This window comes from Streptomyces sp. NPDC031474 (assembly GCF_055581185.1).
This window is the reverse complement of the sequence record NZ_JBVIJX010000014.1, coordinates 97522-115094: the sequence shown is the minus strand read 5'-3', so window position 1 is coordinate 115094 and position 17573 is coordinate 97522. Positions and strand designations below refer to the sequence as shown.

The 17573-nt window shown below is 71.3% G+C and carries 15 protein-coding genes and 1 pseudogene; 7 read left to right on the top strand and 9 right to left on the bottom strand.

The genetic code is table 11. The features are described 5' to 3' along the window. Together ACZ5SK_RS29185 and ACZ5SK_RS29180 are read right to left on the bottom strand one after the other, a co-directional pair. A complete protein-coding gene (locus ACZ5SK_RS29185) occupies positions 1-840 on the bottom strand; it encodes an SDR family oxidoreductase (RefSeq protein WP_457494252.1) in 840 nt (279 codons plus the stop codon). A gap of 241 nt (positions 841-1081) precedes the next feature. Then, positions 1082-2314, bottom strand: coding sequence for a PP2C family protein-serine/threonine phosphatase (locus tag ACZ5SK_RS29180; protein WP_334580321.1), 1233 nt, complete (start codon positions 2312-2314; stop codon positions 1082-1084). Positions 2315-2589: 275 nt separating this feature from the next. Here ACZ5SK_RS29180 and ACZ5SK_RS29175 point away from each other — a divergent pair, with 275 nt between their 5' ends. From ACZ5SK_RS29175 to ACZ5SK_RS29165, 3 genes are all read left to right on the top strand, one after another. After that, positions 2590-3495, top strand: a complete 906-nt coding sequence (locus tag ACZ5SK_RS29175) for an NADP-dependent oxidoreductase (protein WP_468576693.1) — start codon at positions 2590-2592, stop codon at positions 3493-3495. Between the two features lie 64 nt (positions 3496-3559). Beyond that, complete coding sequence (locus tag ACZ5SK_RS29170; protein ID WP_468415410.1) at positions 3560-4621, top strand: alkene reductase; 1062 nt, start codon at positions 3560-3562, stop codon at positions 4619-4621. Between the two features lie 21 nt (positions 4622-4642). Further along, entirely contained in the window at positions 4643-5122 is a 480-nt protein-coding gene (locus ACZ5SK_RS29165; protein ID WP_334580317.1) for a MarR family winged helix-turn-helix transcriptional regulator, read from the top strand. 201 nt (positions 5123-5323) lie between these two features. On the opposite strand, the gene ACZ5SK_RS29160 is transcribed toward ACZ5SK_RS29165, so the two are convergent. Beyond that, the gene (locus tag ACZ5SK_RS29160; RefSeq protein ID WP_334580315.1) at positions 5324-5848 is read right to left on the bottom strand and encodes a hypothetical protein; all 525 of its coding nucleotides are present in this window, start codon (positions 5846-5848) and stop codon (positions 5324-5326) included. Between the two features lie 328 nt (positions 5849-6176). Here ACZ5SK_RS29160 and ACZ5SK_RS29155 point away from each other — a divergent pair, with 328 nt between their 5' ends. Continuing rightward, positions 6177-6953: a maleylpyruvate isomerase family mycothiol-dependent enzyme gene (locus ACZ5SK_RS29155; RefSeq protein WP_334580314.1), complete on the top strand. Its 777-nt coding sequence runs from the start codon at positions 6177-6179 to the stop codon at positions 6951-6953. A gap of 42 nt (positions 6954-6995) precedes the next feature. Here the strand turns inward: ACZ5SK_RS29155 and ACZ5SK_RS29150 are convergent, their stop codons facing one another. Together ACZ5SK_RS29150 and ACZ5SK_RS29145 are read right to left on the bottom strand one after the other, a co-directional pair. Further along, on the bottom strand, positions 6996-8915 hold the full coding sequence (locus ACZ5SK_RS29150) for a hypothetical protein (RefSeq protein ID WP_457494256.1): 1920 nt from the start codon (positions 8913-8915) through the stop codon (positions 6996-6998). Positions 8916-9084: 169 nt separating this feature from the next. After that, complete coding sequence (locus ACZ5SK_RS29145; protein ID WP_334580311.1) at positions 9085-9264, bottom strand: hypothetical protein; 180 nt, start codon at positions 9262-9264, stop codon at positions 9085-9087. 204 nt (positions 9265-9468) lie between these two features. On the opposite strand from ACZ5SK_RS29145, the gene ACZ5SK_RS29140 reads away from it, so the two are divergent. Further along, positions 9469-12150, top strand: a complete 2682-nt coding sequence (locus ACZ5SK_RS29140; protein WP_334580310.1) for a tetratricopeptide repeat protein — start codon at positions 9469-9471, stop codon at positions 12148-12150. Positions 12151-12194: 44 nt separating this feature from the next. Here ACZ5SK_RS29140 and ACZ5SK_RS29135 read toward each other — a convergent pair. From ACZ5SK_RS29135 to ACZ5SK_RS29120, 4 genes and pseudogenes are all read right to left on the bottom strand, one after another. After that, positions 12195-12389, bottom strand: a pseudogene (locus ACZ5SK_RS29135) (LysR family transcriptional regulator); the annotation flags it as partial. 114 nt (positions 12390-12503) lie between these two features. After that, the gene (locus ACZ5SK_RS29130; RefSeq protein ID WP_334580309.1) at positions 12504-13187 is read right to left on the bottom strand and encodes a response regulator transcription factor; all 684 of its coding nucleotides are present in this window, start codon (positions 13185-13187) and stop codon (positions 12504-12506) included. Positions 13188-13238: 51 nt separating this feature from the next. After that, entirely contained in the window at positions 13239-14441 is a 1203-nt protein-coding gene (locus tag ACZ5SK_RS29125) for a sensor histidine kinase (protein ID WP_334580308.1), read from the bottom strand. Between the two features lie 60 nt (positions 14442-14501). After that, positions 14502-15704, bottom strand: coding sequence for a sensor histidine kinase (locus tag ACZ5SK_RS29120; RefSeq protein WP_328482074.1), 1203 nt, complete (start codon positions 15702-15704; stop codon positions 14502-14504). Between the two features lie 346 nt (positions 15705-16050). Here ACZ5SK_RS29120 and ACZ5SK_RS29115 point away from each other — a divergent pair, with 346 nt between their 5' ends. Further along, positions 16051-16506, top strand: coding sequence for a hypothetical protein (locus ACZ5SK_RS29115; protein WP_328482073.1), 456 nt, complete (start codon positions 16051-16053; stop codon positions 16504-16506). Positions 16507-16877: 371 nt separating this feature from the next. Then, positions 16878-17573, top strand: a complete 696-nt coding sequence (locus ACZ5SK_RS29110; protein WP_334580307.1) for a DUF4232 domain-containing protein — start codon at positions 16878-16880, stop codon at positions 17571-17573.

The following is a 17573-nucleotide window of genomic DNA, read 5'->3' as shown; positions in this document are numbered from 1 at the left end:
TCAGCCTCCGGTGGCGAAGCCGGGGAAGAGCGTCATTCCGCCGTCGACGTAGAGGGTGGTGCCGACGACGTAGTCGAGCAGGTCGGACGCCATGGCGACGACGGCGTTGGCGATGTCGTCCGGGTCGCCCACGCGGCGGTACGGGATCAGCCGCAGGAGGTCGGCCTCGGCCTCGGGGGTGGACCAGGCGTCGCGGTTGATCGGCGTGCGGATGGCGCCGGGCGCGACGGCGTTGACCCTGATCCGCTTGGGTGCCAGCTCCTGGGCGAGGGTCTGCATCAGCATGCCCACCCCGCCCTTGGAGGAGGCGTAGTTCACATGGCCCGACCACGGGACGATCTGGTGGACCGAGCTCATGCAGATGATCTTTCCCGCCGAACGGGAGACCTCCTCCACCACGCCGCGCCGGATGAACTCCTTGGCGGCCTCCCGCGCGCACAGGAACTGGCCGGTCAGGTTGACGTCGATGACCTTCTGCCACTCGGCGAGCGTCATCTCCGTCACGGCTGCGTCCCGCTGGAGGCCGGCGTTGGCCACCATGATGTCGATGGTGCCGAACTCCTCGACCATCCGCGCGACCATGGCGGTCACCTGGTCCTCGTCGGACACGTCGGCCTCGTGGGCGTAGGCGCGGACGCCGAAGCTCTCGATCTCCTTCACGACGTTCTCTGCCTCGTGCGCGCCGACGACGTAGTTCACCACGACGTCCGCTCCGGCCCGGCCCAGGGCAACGGCGGTCGCCAGGCCGATGCCCGAGTTGGCACCGGTCACCAGCGCCTTCTGACCTCTGAGAAGCTGCGCGGACACCGCTCCGCGGTTCTCGTTGGCGTTTCCTGCCACCACAATCTCTCCTTCTGCGTTTCGGACGGCCGCCCTCACCATCCGGACGACGCACAGCAGAGGGTCTGGACGTCGGCCGGCTCGCCAGGACAGACACAGGAGCCGTCGCACACCCGGCCCCCAGACGAAAGCACCCCGCGCCGCGGGTGGGACGGACCGGCGCGCAACCCAGCCGTACTTCGGCCGGGCACGTCACACCGTCGGGCTACGACCCGCCCGGCTGCAGGGTGGACGACACAGGTCACAGGCGGATGATGACCAGGGCCGTGTCGTCGGTGTTGCCGGTGGACGGGAGGAGATCGGCCAGGAGGGCGTCGGCCAGGGCCTCGGGGCCGGCTCGCCCATGACGGATGAGGGAGTCGCCGAGGCGGGCCAAGCCGGTGTCGATGTCCTCGTAACGGCGCTCGATCAGGCCATCGGTGTACAGGACCAGGGTGGCGCCCTCGGTGAAGGCCGTACGGACCTCCGGCCGCGGGACGTGGTCGGGGCGCGCGCCGAGAGGCGGATCGGTGGCCTGGTCGAGGAAGGTCACCGTGCCGTCGGGGTGAAGCAGGGCGGGTGGAGGATGGCCCGCGCTGCTGTAGGTGATGGTGTGGGTGTCCCAGTCGATGAAGATCTTCACCACGGTGGTCGACTCGGCTCCGTCGACATGGCGGGCGTACAGGCCGAGGGCCTCCAGGGCCTGGGCGGGGCCGTCGGCGACGCGGGCGGCGGCGCTCAGCGCGCTGCGCAGTTGTCCCATGACGCATGCCGCGCTCAGTCCGTGGCCGACGACGTCGCCGACGGCGACCGCGATGCGGTCGCCGGGCAGGTCGACCAGGTCGTACCAGTCGCCGCACACGTTCAACGTGCCGACAGCGGGCTTGTAGCGGACGGCTGCCCGGTGGTGCCCGACCGGCATGGGAGCGGGCAGCATTGCCTCCTGCAGGGCCAGGGCGACCTCGCGGTCACGCGCATGAGCCCGGCGCAGGCGTTCGTTGACCTCCTGCAGCTCGCGGGCACGGGTGTAGAGCTCGGCCTCCAGCACCCGGGCTTGGCTGCTGTCGCTGCCGGGGCCGCCGCGGGCGCGGATGAGTTCGGTGACCTCCTCCACCCGGTGCACGATCAGCACCACGTGCCCGTCGGGGCCGAGGACGGGTGCGTTGACCGGGCTCCAGAAGTGCTCCACCCAGTGGCCGGGCCGCTCGCGATCCTCGATGTCGTAGCGCAGCAGCGCCATGGTGTCGCGCTCGCCGGTGGCCACCACGCGCAGCATCGACGCCTGGGTCTCGCGCATGCCGGCCGCGGCCGGTTCATTGGGGTTCTCGGGAAAGACGTCGAAGATGTAGCGGCCCAGCAGCTGCTCGCGGCTTCGCCCGGTCAACCTGAGGAAGTCCTCGTTGGCGTCGGCGTACACCAGCTCGGGGGTGAGCAGTGCCACCATGCCGGGCAGGGCGTGGAAGACCGCCGCGTAATCGATCTGCGCTTTCCTCATGTGCTGAACCGCCTCGGCGCCGACCGTCACTGTGCGGCTTCACGATAGGAGCGAACGCGCCACGGAGCCGGGCCACAGCTCCAACGGGCTCCCGGCAGTCACCTGGGCGGCCCCGTCATGGGTGGGACGTACGGGGTGCCGGTCACTGACGCGCCGTGGCGCTTCGCGCCGCGGTCGCCCACGCCGGACGCCAATACTTGGCTAGCCACATGTTTGCTGTTACGTTGATTATGTGTCCAGCCACCTAAATGGGTGGTGACACGAGAGGAGTCGTCATGAGAGCCATCCTGTTCGACCGTTTCGGCGGCACGGAAGTACTGCACGAGGCGGACATCGCGGTCCCGCAGCCCGGCCCCGGGCAGATCCGCGTCCGCGTCAAGGCGGCCGGGCTGAACGCGCTGGACGGCAAGATCCGCTCCGGGGCCATGGAGGCCGCGTTCCCCACGCCGCTCCCCGCCGTCCCCGGTGGCGAGCTCGCCGGCGTGGTGGACGCCCTGGGTGAGGGCGTGCAGGACGTGCAGGTGGGCGACGAGGTGCTGGGCTGGTCGGACACCGGCTCGTACGCCGAGTACGCGCTGGCCACCACCGTCGTCCCCAAGGCCGCCGGCCTCGACTGGCAGCACGCGGCCGCGCTGCCGGTGGCCGCCGAGACGGCCGAGCGGGTCCTGGACCTGCTCGGCGTCACCGCCGGGGAGACCGTGCTGATGCACGGCGCGGCCGGAGCGGTCGGCACCCTGGCGGTCCAGCTGGCCACAGCCCGCGGAGCGCGTGTCATCGGCACCGCCGGCCCCGCCAACCAGGACTACCTCACCTCGCTCGGCGCCACCGCGACCCTCTACGGCGAGGGCCTGGTCGAGCGGGTCCGGGCACTCGCCCCCGACGGCGTGGACGCGGTGTTCGACCTGGCCGGGAAGGGAGCCCTGGAGGACTCCATCGCCCTGCGGGGCGGCACCGGGCGCATCGTCACCATCGCCGACTTCCGCGCACACCAGCTCGGCATCACCTTCTCCAGCGGCGGCCGGGAACGCTCGGCCGCCCGCCTGACCGCGCTGGCGCAGGACGCCGCGACCGGCAAGCTCGTCACCACCGTCACCGCCTACCCGCTCGACCAGGCCGCCACGGCCCAGCAGGTCAGCGACGCCGGGCATGTCCGGGGCAAGCTCGTCCTCACCGTCGACTGATCACGCCCGTCTTTCCCTCTTGTCCCGATCATCACCTGGCCAACACCGCACCGAAGGACCCCTCATGCTGAACGCTCTCTGGACACCGACCACCGTCGGTGACATCCCCCTCCCACACCGCCTGGTCATGGCGCCCATGACCCGCGACCGCTCCACACCCGAAGGCGTACCGACCGAGCTGAACGCCGAGTACTACGCCCAGCGGGCCTCGCACGCGCTCATCATCACCGAGGGCACCCAGCCCTCCCCCGACGGCCAGGGCTACCTCCTCACCCCCGGCATCCACAATGACGAGCAGATCGCCGGGTGGCGCAAGGTCACCGAAGCCGTGCACGAGGCCGACGGCCGGATCGTCATCCAGGTGATGCACACCGGACGTATCGCCCACCCCGACAACACCCCGCACGGCCGTCAGCCGGTCGCCCCTTCGGCGATCCAGCCGCAGGGCGCGATGTTCACCGCGTCCGGGCCGCAGGAGATGCCCGTGCCCCGTGCGCTGTCGACGCAGGAGGTCGCGGCGACCGTCGACGACTTCCGCCGCGCCGCGGCGGCCGCCGTCTCGGCAGGCGCCGACGGCGTGGAGATCCACGGCGCCAACGGCTACCTGGTGCACCAGTTCCTCGCCGACAACACCAACCAGCGCACCGACCGCTACGGCGGCTCCCTCGAAAACCGCATCCGCTTCGCCGTCGAGGTCGCCGCTGCCGTGGCCGACGAGATCGGCGCCGACCGCACCGGCCTGCGCATCTCCCCCGGCAACCCCTACAACGACATCGCCGAGTCCGACACCGCCGAGCTGTATCCGGCGCTCCTGCGCGCCCTGAGCCCGCTCGGCCTCGCCTACCTCCACGTACTGCACGGGGGCGACGAGGAGATGCTGGGCACGCTGCGCGCGCTGTGGCCGACCACGCTGATCCTCAACCGGGCCGGCACCGACCTGCCCACCCGCGCCAAGGACGTCGACAACGGCACGGCCGACCTTGTCTCCGTCGGCGCCCTCGCGCTCGCCAACCCGGACCTGGTCGAGCGGCTACGCTCTGACGCGCCGCTGAACACCCCCGACCCGGCGACCTTCTACGGCGGCGGAGTGGCCGGCTACACCGACTACCCCACCCACACCGTCTGAGGCCGTCTGAGGAACCGCATCATGCCCGCCTCCACCCACCACACCCCCTCCACGGCCGGCGAGGGGCCGATGAGTTACGCGATCTTCCAGCTCGCCCGCGCCCACCGCGCCCGCGCCGCCGCCATACTCCGCGAGATGGATCTGCATCCCGGACAGGAACTGCTGCTCATGCAACTCCTCGACCGGGACGGCCAGACCCAGTCCGAACTGCTCGAAAGCGTCGGCCTGGACCACTCCACCGTCTCCAAGTCCCTCCGCCGCATGCAGGACGCCGGCCTGCTCGTGCGCGAGCCGGCCGCACACGACCGGCGCGTCATGGTCGTCCACCTCACCGACAAGGGCCGCGCCATGCGCGAGCCCCTGGCAGCCATGTGGCGGGCCCTGGAGGAGACCTCCGCGGTGAACCTGTCGGCGCAGCAGGCAGAGGCCTTCATCCGCACCGCCTACGCCATCGCCGACGCGATCAACGGCCGCGCTGTCCCACGGGAAGACTCCGAGTAACTCCTCTGGGCCCGCACCCCGGTTCAACACCCCGCAGGGACGGGGAGCCCTGCCCTGTCGCCGGCCGGCCGCACATCGAGGACGGGCCCGCAGCCCGGTCGCATGCCGGAGTCACGCGGTGCGTGGCCGCACCGACTGCGCAGGTTGGCCGAGGCGGACGGGGAGGGCCGGGCACGGCCCGGCCCTCCCCGTCCGCTGCCGTCAGTGCCGGCCCATGTAGTGGAAGCTGCCGTAGTGATCGTTCGTCCAGAACACGTCGCCGGTCCGGACATTGCGGACGATCCGGTTGGCGTCACGCCGGGGAATGGCGGCGTTCAACTGCTGGTGGTACACGGTCGTGTTGTACTCCTGGAACGCGCCCCCGGCGTGCACGCTGGACGGCCCGGCGTGCCCGCTGTCCATGAAGCGGCGCAGCGAGCCGTCTCGGTCCTGGTACCAGCCGCCGGTGAAGACGATCTCGTTCACCCTCTGGCGGGTGCTCGGGTTCACGAACGAGCCGGCGGTGACCCAGTCCCGGTTGCCGAGGTTGTGGAAGTTCGGCCAGCCGAGCTGCTCCCACAGGTGGATGCCCTCGTCCATGTAGGTGGGCGGCTGCTGGGGGTGCGCTGTGCTGCCGGACACGGGGGCCGGCGCCGGGGGCGGCGGGGGCGCCTGGGCAACGGACGTGCCGGCGCCGACGAGGGTCAGGCACGCGCCCAGTGCCGCCGACGCGAGACCGGCGGCCATCGCTCGCCTGGTTCGGGAAGCTCGCTTCACCTTGACTGACCCGTTGGCTGTGGGAGACATGGCACTTTTCCTTCTGTGAGACGGGCGGAACGTGGACCTCGTTCTCCGGCGCCGTACTCGACGCCGGATGACCTGGTCACGGCTCGATCGTCAAAGCCGCAGAGTTGATTGGCCAGCCGAATCATCGATGCAAACAAACTGGTCAACGGCCCGCAGCCCGAAGGTGCGGAGCGGACCGGCCAAGGAGATGCCGGGGCCGGGGTTCCCCGTCGTACCGGCTGGGAAAACCACTGTCGGGCAAATGGATCAAGATGATAGAAGTACCGCCGTGCACAAGACTCTGGAGTTTCCCGACCTGCTGCGGCTGATCGACGAACGGGCAACCGCCTTCCGCGCCGCGATCGCCGCCGCGCCCAGCCTCGACCTGCCCGTGCCGACCTGCCCCGGGTGGACGCTGTCCGACCTGGTGCAGCACATCGGCGAGGGCCGCCGCCGCTGGGCCGCCACCGTCGCGGCCGGGCCGGACGCCACGTCCAGGACCCCGGCCCAGGGTGACGCGGTCGCGCCGCAGGAGCGCGAGGCCGTGCAGGCCTGGCTGGCCGCCTCGACCGAGCTGTTGCTGGCGGCCCTGCGGGAGGCCGGTCCGGACCAGGGCTGCTTCACCGGCTGGGGTAACACGCAGACGCCGCACACCGCCGGTGGCGTCGCCCGGCACCAGGTCCAGGAGCTCGCGGTGCACACCTACGACGCCCAGCTCACCGTGGGCGAGCCGGCCTCACTGCCTGTCGAGTTGGCGCTCGACGGTGTCGAGGAGACCCTGTTCATCACCTGCTTCACGACGAGCGCCTGGCCGCACAAGCCCACCGCCTTCGACTTCCACGCCACCGAGGGCCGCTCCTGGCGCCTCACGGCCGACGGCGACGGTGCACGGACCACCCGGCTGCCCGCTACCGGCGAGGACCCGGACGCGGCAGGCGTCTCCATTCGCGGCACGGCCAGTGAACTGGTCCTCTACCTGTACGACCGCATTTCGGCGGACTCCCTGCAACTCGACGGGGATCCGGAGCTGCTCGACCTGCTCCGCGCCTGGGAACCGGAGGACTAGGGCGCGTTCCAAAGTCCCGTCTGCCCGGCGGGGTGTCGGTTTTCAGCGCAGGGCTGCCGCAGCCGCGGTGAGGATGCGGTGCAGGACGGGGACCGGGATCGCCGGGTTGGTGACCGCCTCGCATGCCGTGGCACGGTCGTGCAGCAGCCCGGCCAGGACGCGGGCCGGCAGCTGCGGATTGCGTATCGCGGTGCCGCGGACGTAGTCCGCCGGGTCGTTCAGCAGCCGCACCGCGTCGGCCGGTGACAGCCGGGGGTCCTCAGCCGCGCGGCGGCGCACCTCGGCTTCGGGATCGCGGGCGAGACGCGCGACGTCGGCCGGTGTGGACTCCGGATCGTCCAGGGCCAGGCGGCGCATTCGCCCGCTGGGGTCGCCGATGTAGCGCAGCAGGCCCGCACGGGGGAAGTTGGGGTGGCTGCGGGGCCGGTCGGGGTGGCTGAGGCTGCCGTCCCACCAGCGCCAGACCTCCAGCAGCAGGTCGGCCGGCGCGTCCTCGCACGATTCCGCCAGGAACAGGCGGACCACCCGGTCCCCGTCCCGCGCCAGGCGCGCCACGACATCCGGCGGGAGGTGCCGCGCTCGGGCCACACTGCGACGGATCAGCGGGTGGGACGAGGCGGCGAGACGGCGCATCGCGTCGGCGTCGCCGTGCAGGTCCGCGACCCAGGGCAGAGTGTGCGACCTCGACGTCGGGTCGAAGTCGTGGCGCACCGCCGCACGTTGCTCCTCCGTGAGGTCGGGGCGCAGCGCCACCGCGGAGCGGACGTCGTCCTGCGGGTCCTTTGCCAGCACGGCGACGCCATACACGCCCAGGCCCGGGTTGGCGGCCAGCGCCCGACGTACCTCCGTGTCCCCGTCCCGGACCAGCTCCGCCTCCAGGTCGGGTGCGAGGCGGCATCGTTCGAGCGCCCGGCGCGGGTCGGGCAGGGCGGCGAAGACCTCGCGAGGCATGGGTACACCGGTGTGGTGGGCGAGCAGCGCAGCCGTCCGCACCGCGTGGTCGGTGTCGGCCAGCAGCCGCTCCCGCAGCGGCGCAGCGAGGTCCTCCCACCGGGCACAGGCCGCCGCCCGCACCCGGGGATCGGCGTCGGCCGCGAGGCCGGGCAGGTGCCGTGCGGGGAGCCCCGGAAGTTCGGCGGCCCCCGCGCGAGACGGGCCGGCGAGGAGGTCGTCGTAGAGGTCCTCGGGGAGTTCGGCGCCCCAGATGCGGGCGTGCTCCGCCCAGAGCAGGCGTCGATCGGGCGACGGCTCGGCGCGGACCAGGCGTACCCACTGATCGGACGTGAGCTTGGGCCGGAAGGTGTCGGCGGGCCTTGACCGCACCCGCGGATCGGGGTGCGCCACGGCGGCGTCGAGGACGGCGGGCCGGTCACATCCGTGCAGGAAGCCCTCCTCCACATCCAGCAGCCGGATCAGCAGGTCGTCCGTCGCGGCCGGATTGAACCCGATCCGCTCCGCCCAGTGCAAAGGCCACGCACGGGGGCCGGGCACCGCCGCCCACACCTCGGCGCGCTCGGCCTCCGTCTCGCGCCCGGCGGCCACGGCGGCCTCCTCCAGCCGCTCCGGCAGCCGGTCGAGGGCCGTCACCCGAGGCCCGCCCGCGCCGGGCACCTCCGCCAGCAGCACCTGCCCGTCGAGGGAGAGCGCCACGAGCCCCACGAGCCCCAGGTCGCCAGTCAGCTCCGGCACGCCGCTCCCGGCGTACCGGACCCGGGTCCACCAGGAGTCGTTGCCGCCGATCCGGTGTCTGAGCGCGGCCACCAGGAACTCGCCCTCGACGTCGCAGAGGCGGTGCCACCACGCAGCATCGAACGCTTCGAGGGTCACGCCGTCCGGCGCCGCGATCCCCCGCGCGATCCGCCAGCCGGCCTCCGGCGGGAACAGGCTGCCCGGGCTGACGTCCTCGACGACCGTGAGTCCGGCGCATGCGAGTAGTTCATGGAGCTTCTCTCGGCGCTGCACACGGTCATGATCCCCGCCGGTTCTCGGTGGGACAAGGCCCGCAGCTCAGGCCCAACCGCCCCTCACCTGCGTACACGTCATCGACTGCGATGTCGTTCGGCGGCCCCGCCCGGACGGCTGGAATCGGCCCCCGCGTGAGCATCGGCAGTCTTTCCACGGCTGTCGCTCGCTACGACCGCTGCTTGCGCCGTGCCGACATCAGACCGATCAGTCCGACGATCGCGAGAGGGGCCGCGACGAGGGTGATGACCGGTGCCCCGCCGATGAGGCCGACGGCGTTGCCGAGGACCCCGATGAGGAGCAGTGCCCGCCATCCGGCGAGGTTGCCGCCTGTCTGTTCCTGCGTCATGTCGCTTCCTCCGCGTTGCTGGATCCGATGGAGCGGCAACGTACTTCGCCACCGACCCGCCCCGCTGCGCGCAGACCTCCCCCCAGGTGGCATCAGGGCAGGTCGGGCCGGGCGGGAGAGCGGTACGGGAAGTCCCCGGACCGGGCCGGACCGGGGGGGCGGAACCGGTCCCGTAATCCGGGCGTTCCGCCTAGAGTTGCTGAGATGGAAGAGTCGGAGTCCCCGGAGTCGGAGGAGTCACCGAGAGCGGCGTTCGCTGCTGCGCTGACGCGACTTCGGCACCGACTGCCGGATCTGTCGGACGAGGTGCTGGCCCGGCGGGCAAGCCGTACGGCGCTGCCGTCCGGACGCCGCGTCAGCGTCAACGCCCGCAGGCTCGGTGAGTGGCTGAGCGGGCGGGCGGTGCCCCGTGACTTCCATGCCGTGGTCGCCCTCGTGCGCGCCGTGGAGTCGCTGGCAGGCCCCGCCGATCCGCGGTCCTCGATCGCCGGCTGGGAGCAGCTGTGGCGCGCGGCGTACGAGGACCGCGCCCCTGCGGTGCCCGCGCCGCGTAGCGCCGCCGACCGGGCCGGAGGCGCCGCGGACGAGGTGGTCGTCGGGCGGCCGCCGAGCGACGCCGCCTCGTTGCAGGAGCGGGCGGCCCTGTCGAGTGCGATCGACGTGGCGCTGCGGGACGACGCAGTCCGGGAGGTCATCCTGACGGGGGCGGGCGGAGTGGGGAAGTCGCAACTCGCCGCAGCCGCCTTCCACCGGTCCAGGCAGCCCGGCGGGGTCCGGGTGTGGGCGCCCGCCTCATCCCATCAGTCCGTGCTCACGACGTACGCGCGCGCGTGGCGGGTGGTCTCGGGCGGGGAAGGCGGAAACGGGTGGGACGACGAGACGCAGGCCGACCTCTTCGTCGCATGGCTGCGTACGACGACGCGGCCATGGCTTGTCGTACTGGACGATGTCGACGAACCGGTGGACCTGCGGGGCCTTTGGCCGGTTGGGGAACACGGCAAGAGCATGGTGACAACCCGTCGGCGGGACGCGGCGGTGATCCGTTCGTCCTCCCGGATCGTGCAGGTCGCGACCTTCGCGCCCAAGGAGGCCGTCGACTACCTCCGCTCACGGCTCGCGGCCGGCGAAGGCGGGGACGACGAAGGGGAGCTGCACGCGCTGGCGGAAAGACTCGGCCACTTCCCGCTCGCGCTGTCCCAGGCGGCGGCGTTCCTCATCGACACCGGCATGCCCCTGACCACGTACCGTCAACTCCTGGAGGACCAACGGCAGACGCTCTCCGATCTGCTGCCGGCAACCTCCCCGGCCGACGAACACGGCGAAACCGTGGCCACCGCCTGGCAGCTCGCCCTGGACCGGGCGCAGACTCTCGCGCCCGCCGGAAGCGCCAAGGCCACCCTGGAACTTCTGTCGATGCTCGCACCGGACGGCATCACGGAGGCGGTGTTGCACACGACGGCGGCCCGCCGGTGGATCGTCCAAGGAGCGGACGCCCACAGCGACACAGGCCGCGGACCGGCACAGCCCGGCGAACGGGCCGTGCTCCTCTCGCTGCGCGCTCTGCACCGGCTCAGCCTGGTGACGCACGACCCGTCCCGCACGCCCGCGTCGGTCGAGGTGCACGCCCTCGTCCAGCGCGCCGCCCGCGAGAGCGTCCCGGAGCAGGTCCTGCCGCGCCTCGCCGTGGCGGCCGCCGACGCCATCGAGGAACTCTGGTCGTCCGCGGCGGAGAGCGCACACGAGCCCGAGACGGAGGCGGCCCTGTACCGCAGCGTCGAAGTCCTGCGCCGGACGACGGGCGGCGACCGGCTGTGGGACGGCCGCATGCACCCTGTCCTGCGCCGTATAGGCCCCTATCTGGCCGGACTCGGCCGCGACGCGGCGGCGCGGGACGTCTGCCAGGAGCTGCTGGACCTGGCGCGGCCCCGCCTCGGGGACGAGCACCGCGATGTCCTGTACCTGCGCTGCCGGATCGCCCTGGCCGCCGGCGAGCTGGGGGACGCGGCGTCGACCCGCGCTTCGCTGGAGAACATCCGGCGGGACGCCGAGCGGATCCTGGGCCCGAGGGACCCGGACACCCTGACGGTACGGCTGCACGAGGCCCGCTTCCGGATGGAAGAGGGCGCGGTGGCCGCCGCCCTGAACGACTTCACCGAACTCGCCGACCAGGCAGCCGAAGCCCTTGGCACGGGCCATCCCCTGGTACTCGACGCGCGAAGCCACGTTGCGCTCTGCCGTGGCCTGGCCGGTGACGCCGTCGGCGCGCGGGACGCCTGCGCCGCCCTCGTCGAGATGCTGGAGCAGCGGCACGGCCCCGGCCATCTGCTCACGCTGAGCGCCCTCACCAGTCTGGGCAGGTGGGCCGGAGAGGCGGGCGACACGCATGCGGCGGTCGACATCCACCTGCGGGCGGTGGCACGGTGCGAGTCCGCCGTCGGCCGCCTTCACCGGGACACCCTCATCGCCCGGCACAACCTCGCGTACTGGCGAGGACTGGCGGGCCAACACGAGCGCGCGGTCGAGGAGTTCACCGCCGCGGCCGAGGACGCCGAGCGCGCGCTCGGCGCCGACCATCCGACCACTCTCACCTACCGCGTCAACCTGAGCTTCTGGCGCGGCCTCGCCGGTGAGCCGGCCACGGCGCTCGCAGAGCTGGCCGAACTGCAGCCCAGGGTCGACAGCGTGCTCGGCTCCGACCACCCACGTGCGCTGCGGACCCGCCAGCAACGCGCCGAGCTCCTGGAACGCTCGGGCGACAGGGGCGGGGCTGCCACCCTGCTCACCTCGCTGCTGGCCGACATGATCCGTGTCCAGGGCAGCGGCCACCCGCGTACCCGCGAGGCCGCGGAAGCCCTGGCCCGCTGCGGCGAGCGGGAGATCCGGTGAGGTTCGCCGGTCTGGCGTCAGGTCCGCGTATCCGCCTCGCCGGTTCAGTCGACGGCGTCGCGCAGCAGATCCCGCAGTTTCAGTGCCGCCGGTAGCGGGGCAACAGGCAACGCCCCATGGACGGTTCGGCGCAGGGCCGAGTCGGTGAGGCGGCGCAGGACGAGTTCGTCCGGGACCGCCCGTGCGGCCGGCGAGGGCGCCAGCGCCACTCCCAACCCGGCGGCCGCGTAACCGAACTTGCGGGGCGGCAACCCGGCCAGGCGGCGAACTCAGCGCCGGCACGTCCCGCCCTCTCGGCACACGGCGCCCGCCGAGCGCGCCGCAGCGGTTGAGGCACGGCGGTGCCAAAAACCTCAGGTGATGTCCGTTCCCCAGGTTGCGGGGCTGCGAGAGGTCAGTCCGGTCTCGTATGCGAAGACGACCGCCTGGGCCCGGCTGTTCAGCATGAGCTTGCGCATGCAGCGGTGGACGTGTGTCTTGATGGTCGCCGTGCTGAGCACGAGTCGCTGGGCGATGTCGGAGTTGGACATGCCCGCCCCGACCAGCCCGAGGACTTCCAACTCCCTGGGAGTCAGTGTCTCAAGCGCGGAGTGCGGCTCCGGGCCGGCCGGGCGAGGGGTGTAGGTCTCGATGAGCTTCTTGATCACTGAGGCGCTGAACAGCATGTCGCCGGCGTGCACGGTGTCGATGGCGGCGAGCAACCGGTCCGGTGGGGTGTCTTTCAGGAGGAAGCCACAGGCACCGACCTTCAGCGCGCCGTAGACGTACTCGTCGAGGTCGAAGGTCGTCAGCACGAGGATCTTGGGGGGCGGGGGCGCAGCCTGGGCAAGGATGCGCTCGGTGGCGGTGATCCCGCTGATGCCAGGCATCCGAATGTCCATCAGGATGACGTCGGGTCTGGTCCGCGCGGCGATCTCGATGGCCTCCTCGCCATCCTGCGCCTCGCCGATGACCTCGATTCCCGGGGCGGCCCGCAGGAGTGCGACAAGTCCCGAGCGGATGAGGAACTGGTCGTCCACAACGAGCATTGTGGGCATGCGTGATGTCGCCTTCCTCCTGGCTGCCCGGCCGGGAGCCGGGACGCTTGTTCATCTGCCGCGGGACACGGGGACGGTCAGTGCGACTACGAACCCGCCCTGCGGACCGGGGCCGGCGGTCACCGTCCCACCGTAGACACCGGCCCGCTCACGCATACCGATCAAACCATGGCCGGCGTGCCCCGCGGTGGTGCCTGCCAGAACTGGTTTCTGTCCGTCGTCGGCCACCCGGACGCGGACCGCGGCCTCGTCGTAGTGCACCGTGACGCTCGCGTTCGCCGTCGGCGCGTGCTTCATGACGTTGGTGAGAGCTTCCTGGATGACCCGATAGACGCACAGGTCGACGCCCGGCGGCAGCGCGAACGGGGCACCCGTGATCCGGACGTCGACGGGGACGCCCGCGGCGGTGACACGCCGGGCCAACTGGTCCAGCCGCCCGAGTCCGGGGCTCGCGGTGGGGTCGGCCGTCCCTTCCTGGGCGCACTCGGTCCCTTCCCTGAGCACGACCAGCATGCGGCGCATTTCCGCCATCGCCTCGTGGGCGCTGCCCCCGATGGTCTCCAGCGCCGCGCGGGCCGTCCTCGGATCGGAGGTGAAGACGTATCCGGCCAGGCCGGTCTGCACGGAGATCGCAGACACGTGATGGGCGACCACATCGTGCAGTTCACGGGCTATGCTCATGCGCTCGGCCATGACGGCCCGCTGCGCCTTCTCCTCCTGCTCCAGGCGCAGTTGCTCGCCGAGCACCGCGAGCCGCTCGCCGCGCTCCGCGAGCCGGCGGGACCGGTCGCCGGTCACCCACAGGACGGCGACCGTCACGGTCACGAAGACCACACTGAGCAGGCCGATCCCGGGCTCGGCGAGCCGCGCGCCCCACAGCAACACGAGCAGCGATCCCACGGCGCACTTCGCGGCGACCTTGCGCGGGCACTGCGCCGCGACGGTGTAGAGCGCCAGGCCCAGTCCGCAGACGACGACCACGTGGTAATAGCCCAGGGTGACATAGCACAGCGTGCAGGCCGCCGTGCTGACAAGCACGGTCAGGGGAGCCCGGCGGCGCACGGCCAGCGGAAGGTAGACCAGGGCGATCAGCACGTAGGCCCATACATCGGTTTGCCGCCAGTAGCCCTGCGAGTTCGGCCAGTTGCGCAGCATGGTGCCCATGATGCCGAGCGACACCACCGCGTAGACGATGTCTGCCGCCTGCGGGAAGGCCCGGCGAACCGTCCCACCCCACGTGCGCTGCGCGAACATCGTCCGAGCGTAGGCCCCCAGCGACCGCTCCACCCGGCTTTCCACCGCAGAGACGCCCGTTCACCTGTCGCGTGGCACGGGGACGGTCAGTGCGACTTCGAACCCGCCCTGCGGGCCGGGACCAGCGGTCACCGTCCCACCGTAGATACCGGCCCGCTCACGCATGCCGATCAAACCATGGCCGGCGGCCCCCTCGGTGGTGCCGGCCATGACCGCCTCCTGTCCGTCGTCGGTCACCCGGACGCGGACCGCGGCCTCGTCGTAGTGCACCGTGACGCTCGCGTTCGCTGTCGGCGCGTGCTTCATGACGTTGGTGAGAGCTTCCTGGATGACCCGGAAGACACACAGGTCGGCGCCCGGCGGCAGGGCGAACGGGGCACCCGTGATCCGGACGTCGACGGGGACACCCGCGGCTTCGACGCGCCGGGCCAGTTGGTCCAGCCGTCCGAGCCCGGGGGTCGCGGTGTGGTCGCGCGCCGCGTCCTGGGCGCGCGCGGTCCCTTCCCTGAGCACGACCAGCATGCGGCGCATCTCCGCCATGGCCTCGTGGGCGCTGTCCGCGATGGTCTCCAGCGCCTCGCGAGCCGTCCCCGGATCGGAGGTGAAGACGTATCCGGCCAGGCCCGTCTGCACGGAGATCACCGACACGTGATGGGCGATGACGTCGTGCAGTTCACGGGCTATCTTCATGCGCTCGGCCATGACGGCCCGCTGCGCCTTCTCCTCCTGCTCCAGGCGCAGTTGCTCGGTGAGCACCGCGAGACGCTCGCCGCGCTCCGCGAGCCGGCGGGACCGGTCGCCGGTCACCCACGTGACGGCGACCATCACGGTCACGAAGGCCACACTGAACGGGCCGCTCCCGGGCTCGGCGAGCCGCGCGCCCCAGAGCAGCACGAGCAGCGATGCGGCGGCGCACTTCGCAGCAACCCTGCGCGGGCACTGCGCCGCGACGGTGTAGAGGGCCAAGCCCAGGCCGCTGACCACGACCACGTGGTAGTAGGCCAGGGTGAAGTAGAAGAACACGAGGGCCGCCGTGCAGATGAGCACGGTCAGGGGAGCCCGGCGGCGCACGGCCAGCGGAAGATAGACCAGGGCGATCAGCACGTAGGCCCATACATCGGTGTGCCGCCAGTAGCCGTGCGGGTCGGGCAGGTTGCGCAGCGCGGTGCTCGAGATCCAGACCGACACAACCGCATAGACGATGTCCGCCACCTGTGGGAAGGCCCGGCGAGCCGCCCCGCTCCATATGCGCTGCGCGAACATCGTCCGAGCGTAGGCCCCAGGCGACCGCTACAGCCAGTTTTCCACCACAGCTACAACCCTGGGGGTAGACCAGCAACCACCCTGGTTGCAAGCACAGTTCAACCCACGGTTGGTCGAGAAGCATCGGCCCCTCCAACTAGCTTCCATACACCCGGGCAGCAACGCCCGGGAAAGTTCTTCGGCAGGCGACAGGGCCCTTGGGCCCCCGCCCTGTCGTGTACTCCGTCCTGGTTTCGAGGAGACCGGACTCCCCTGTGTCCCGACGGCCACGACGGCGCTGTTCGCCGCCATGTGGTGGACGGCGATCGGTCACGAGGTCCGCAACATCGACGGAAGGAAACTCACAGTGCCCATATCGAAGATTCGAACTGCGGCCGCGGCAGCCGGCTGCGCGATCGCCCTGATCGGTATTGCCACAGCCGCTCCGGCTTCCGCAGCCCCGGCGGCGCCGGACAGCGCGCGGGCCGGCGCTGTCGCGGCAGCCGGGCGCAGCGATTTCTGCGACAGCTACGTGTGTGGAAGCGGAACGTTCACCCTCTCCGCCTCCAGAAAAAACCTCACCGGCGCCATGTCGGTGCGATTCCCCTGCGGTATCGGAGTGACCTCCGCGCGTATCCGCCTTGTCACCCATGCGGTCACCACCGGTTATCAGTACGGCGCCTGGCACACGACCACTACGTGCGGTACGTACAAGACCTTCGGCGGCCTTTCCTGGACCCAGAACGAATCGATCTACGAGTGGTACATCCAGGAGACTCGAAGCGGGGGCGGTATCGCAAACGGGAACCGGGTCCAAATCTGAACATCACGGGGGAGCTCGGCCGAGTCCCCTCTGGCCTGTGCGAGCCGGCGGTCGAGGTGGCCGATCGCCGTTCGTTCGCTGCTGCCGGCATGACGTGAGGGTGAGGCGGCTGCGGGCCGCAATCCTGGTAAGCCGGAAGGTACGGGTAGGGCCCGCACACGGGGCTGACTCCGGTCATCGGCGCTACCCGCCCGCCACCGTCCGGCCGAAGAAATCTCAGGGCAGTCCCTGAAGCGGCGAAAGGGAAGTACGACCTCCATACCTGCGTTCCCTCACGGTTACGCGGGAACGGGAGTTCAGCGATCTCCTCGCTGCGTCATTCAACCTGGTTGGTCGAAATTCGCACCACATGGCTGCACACGGGGGATCACATGTGTACTGCACACAAGAGCTGGAAGAACTACGCCCTGGGAGCCGCGGCCCTCACCGCCCTCCTCTCCGCCACGGCCTGTGAGCCGGACGGCACGAACAACGGCACAGGCACCACCCCGTCCGCCACCCCGAGCGCGACCATCTCCACTCAGTCCGGCGGCAAGGGCGCCGGCTCGCAGGACTCGGGCGCCGGCTCGCAGGACTCGGCCGGTGGGTCGGGGAACGCCGGTGGCGGTAAAACGGCGACCGCCGCCTGCACCGACGCGAACATCTCGATCGCCACCACGCTCTACGCACATGACTCGGTCCGCCACCTCCTCCTCACGGCCACCAACACCGGCGGCAAGAAATGCGCCCTGTACCGCTACCCGATCGTCCGCTTCGGCGACGGGCGGGAGGAGCAGGTCGGCCCGATGGAGTCCGAGATGAAGGGAGCCACGATCGGGCCGGGCGAGAAGGCGTACGCGGGCATGCTCCTCTTCCGGGTCGGCGCGCCGACCGAGGCCGTGGAGACGATGACCGTCAGCCTCCAGGGCCGCGTCTCCAACGCCGATGCGGACAGCGGGCCGATCGAGGTCCCGCTGCCTGACGAGGCCGACTTCCTCAACATCGACGACAACCCCCTGGTCTCGTACTGGAACGTCAGCCGCGAAAAGTCCGAGAACTACATGTTCAAGGCGGCCGGCGGCAACTGA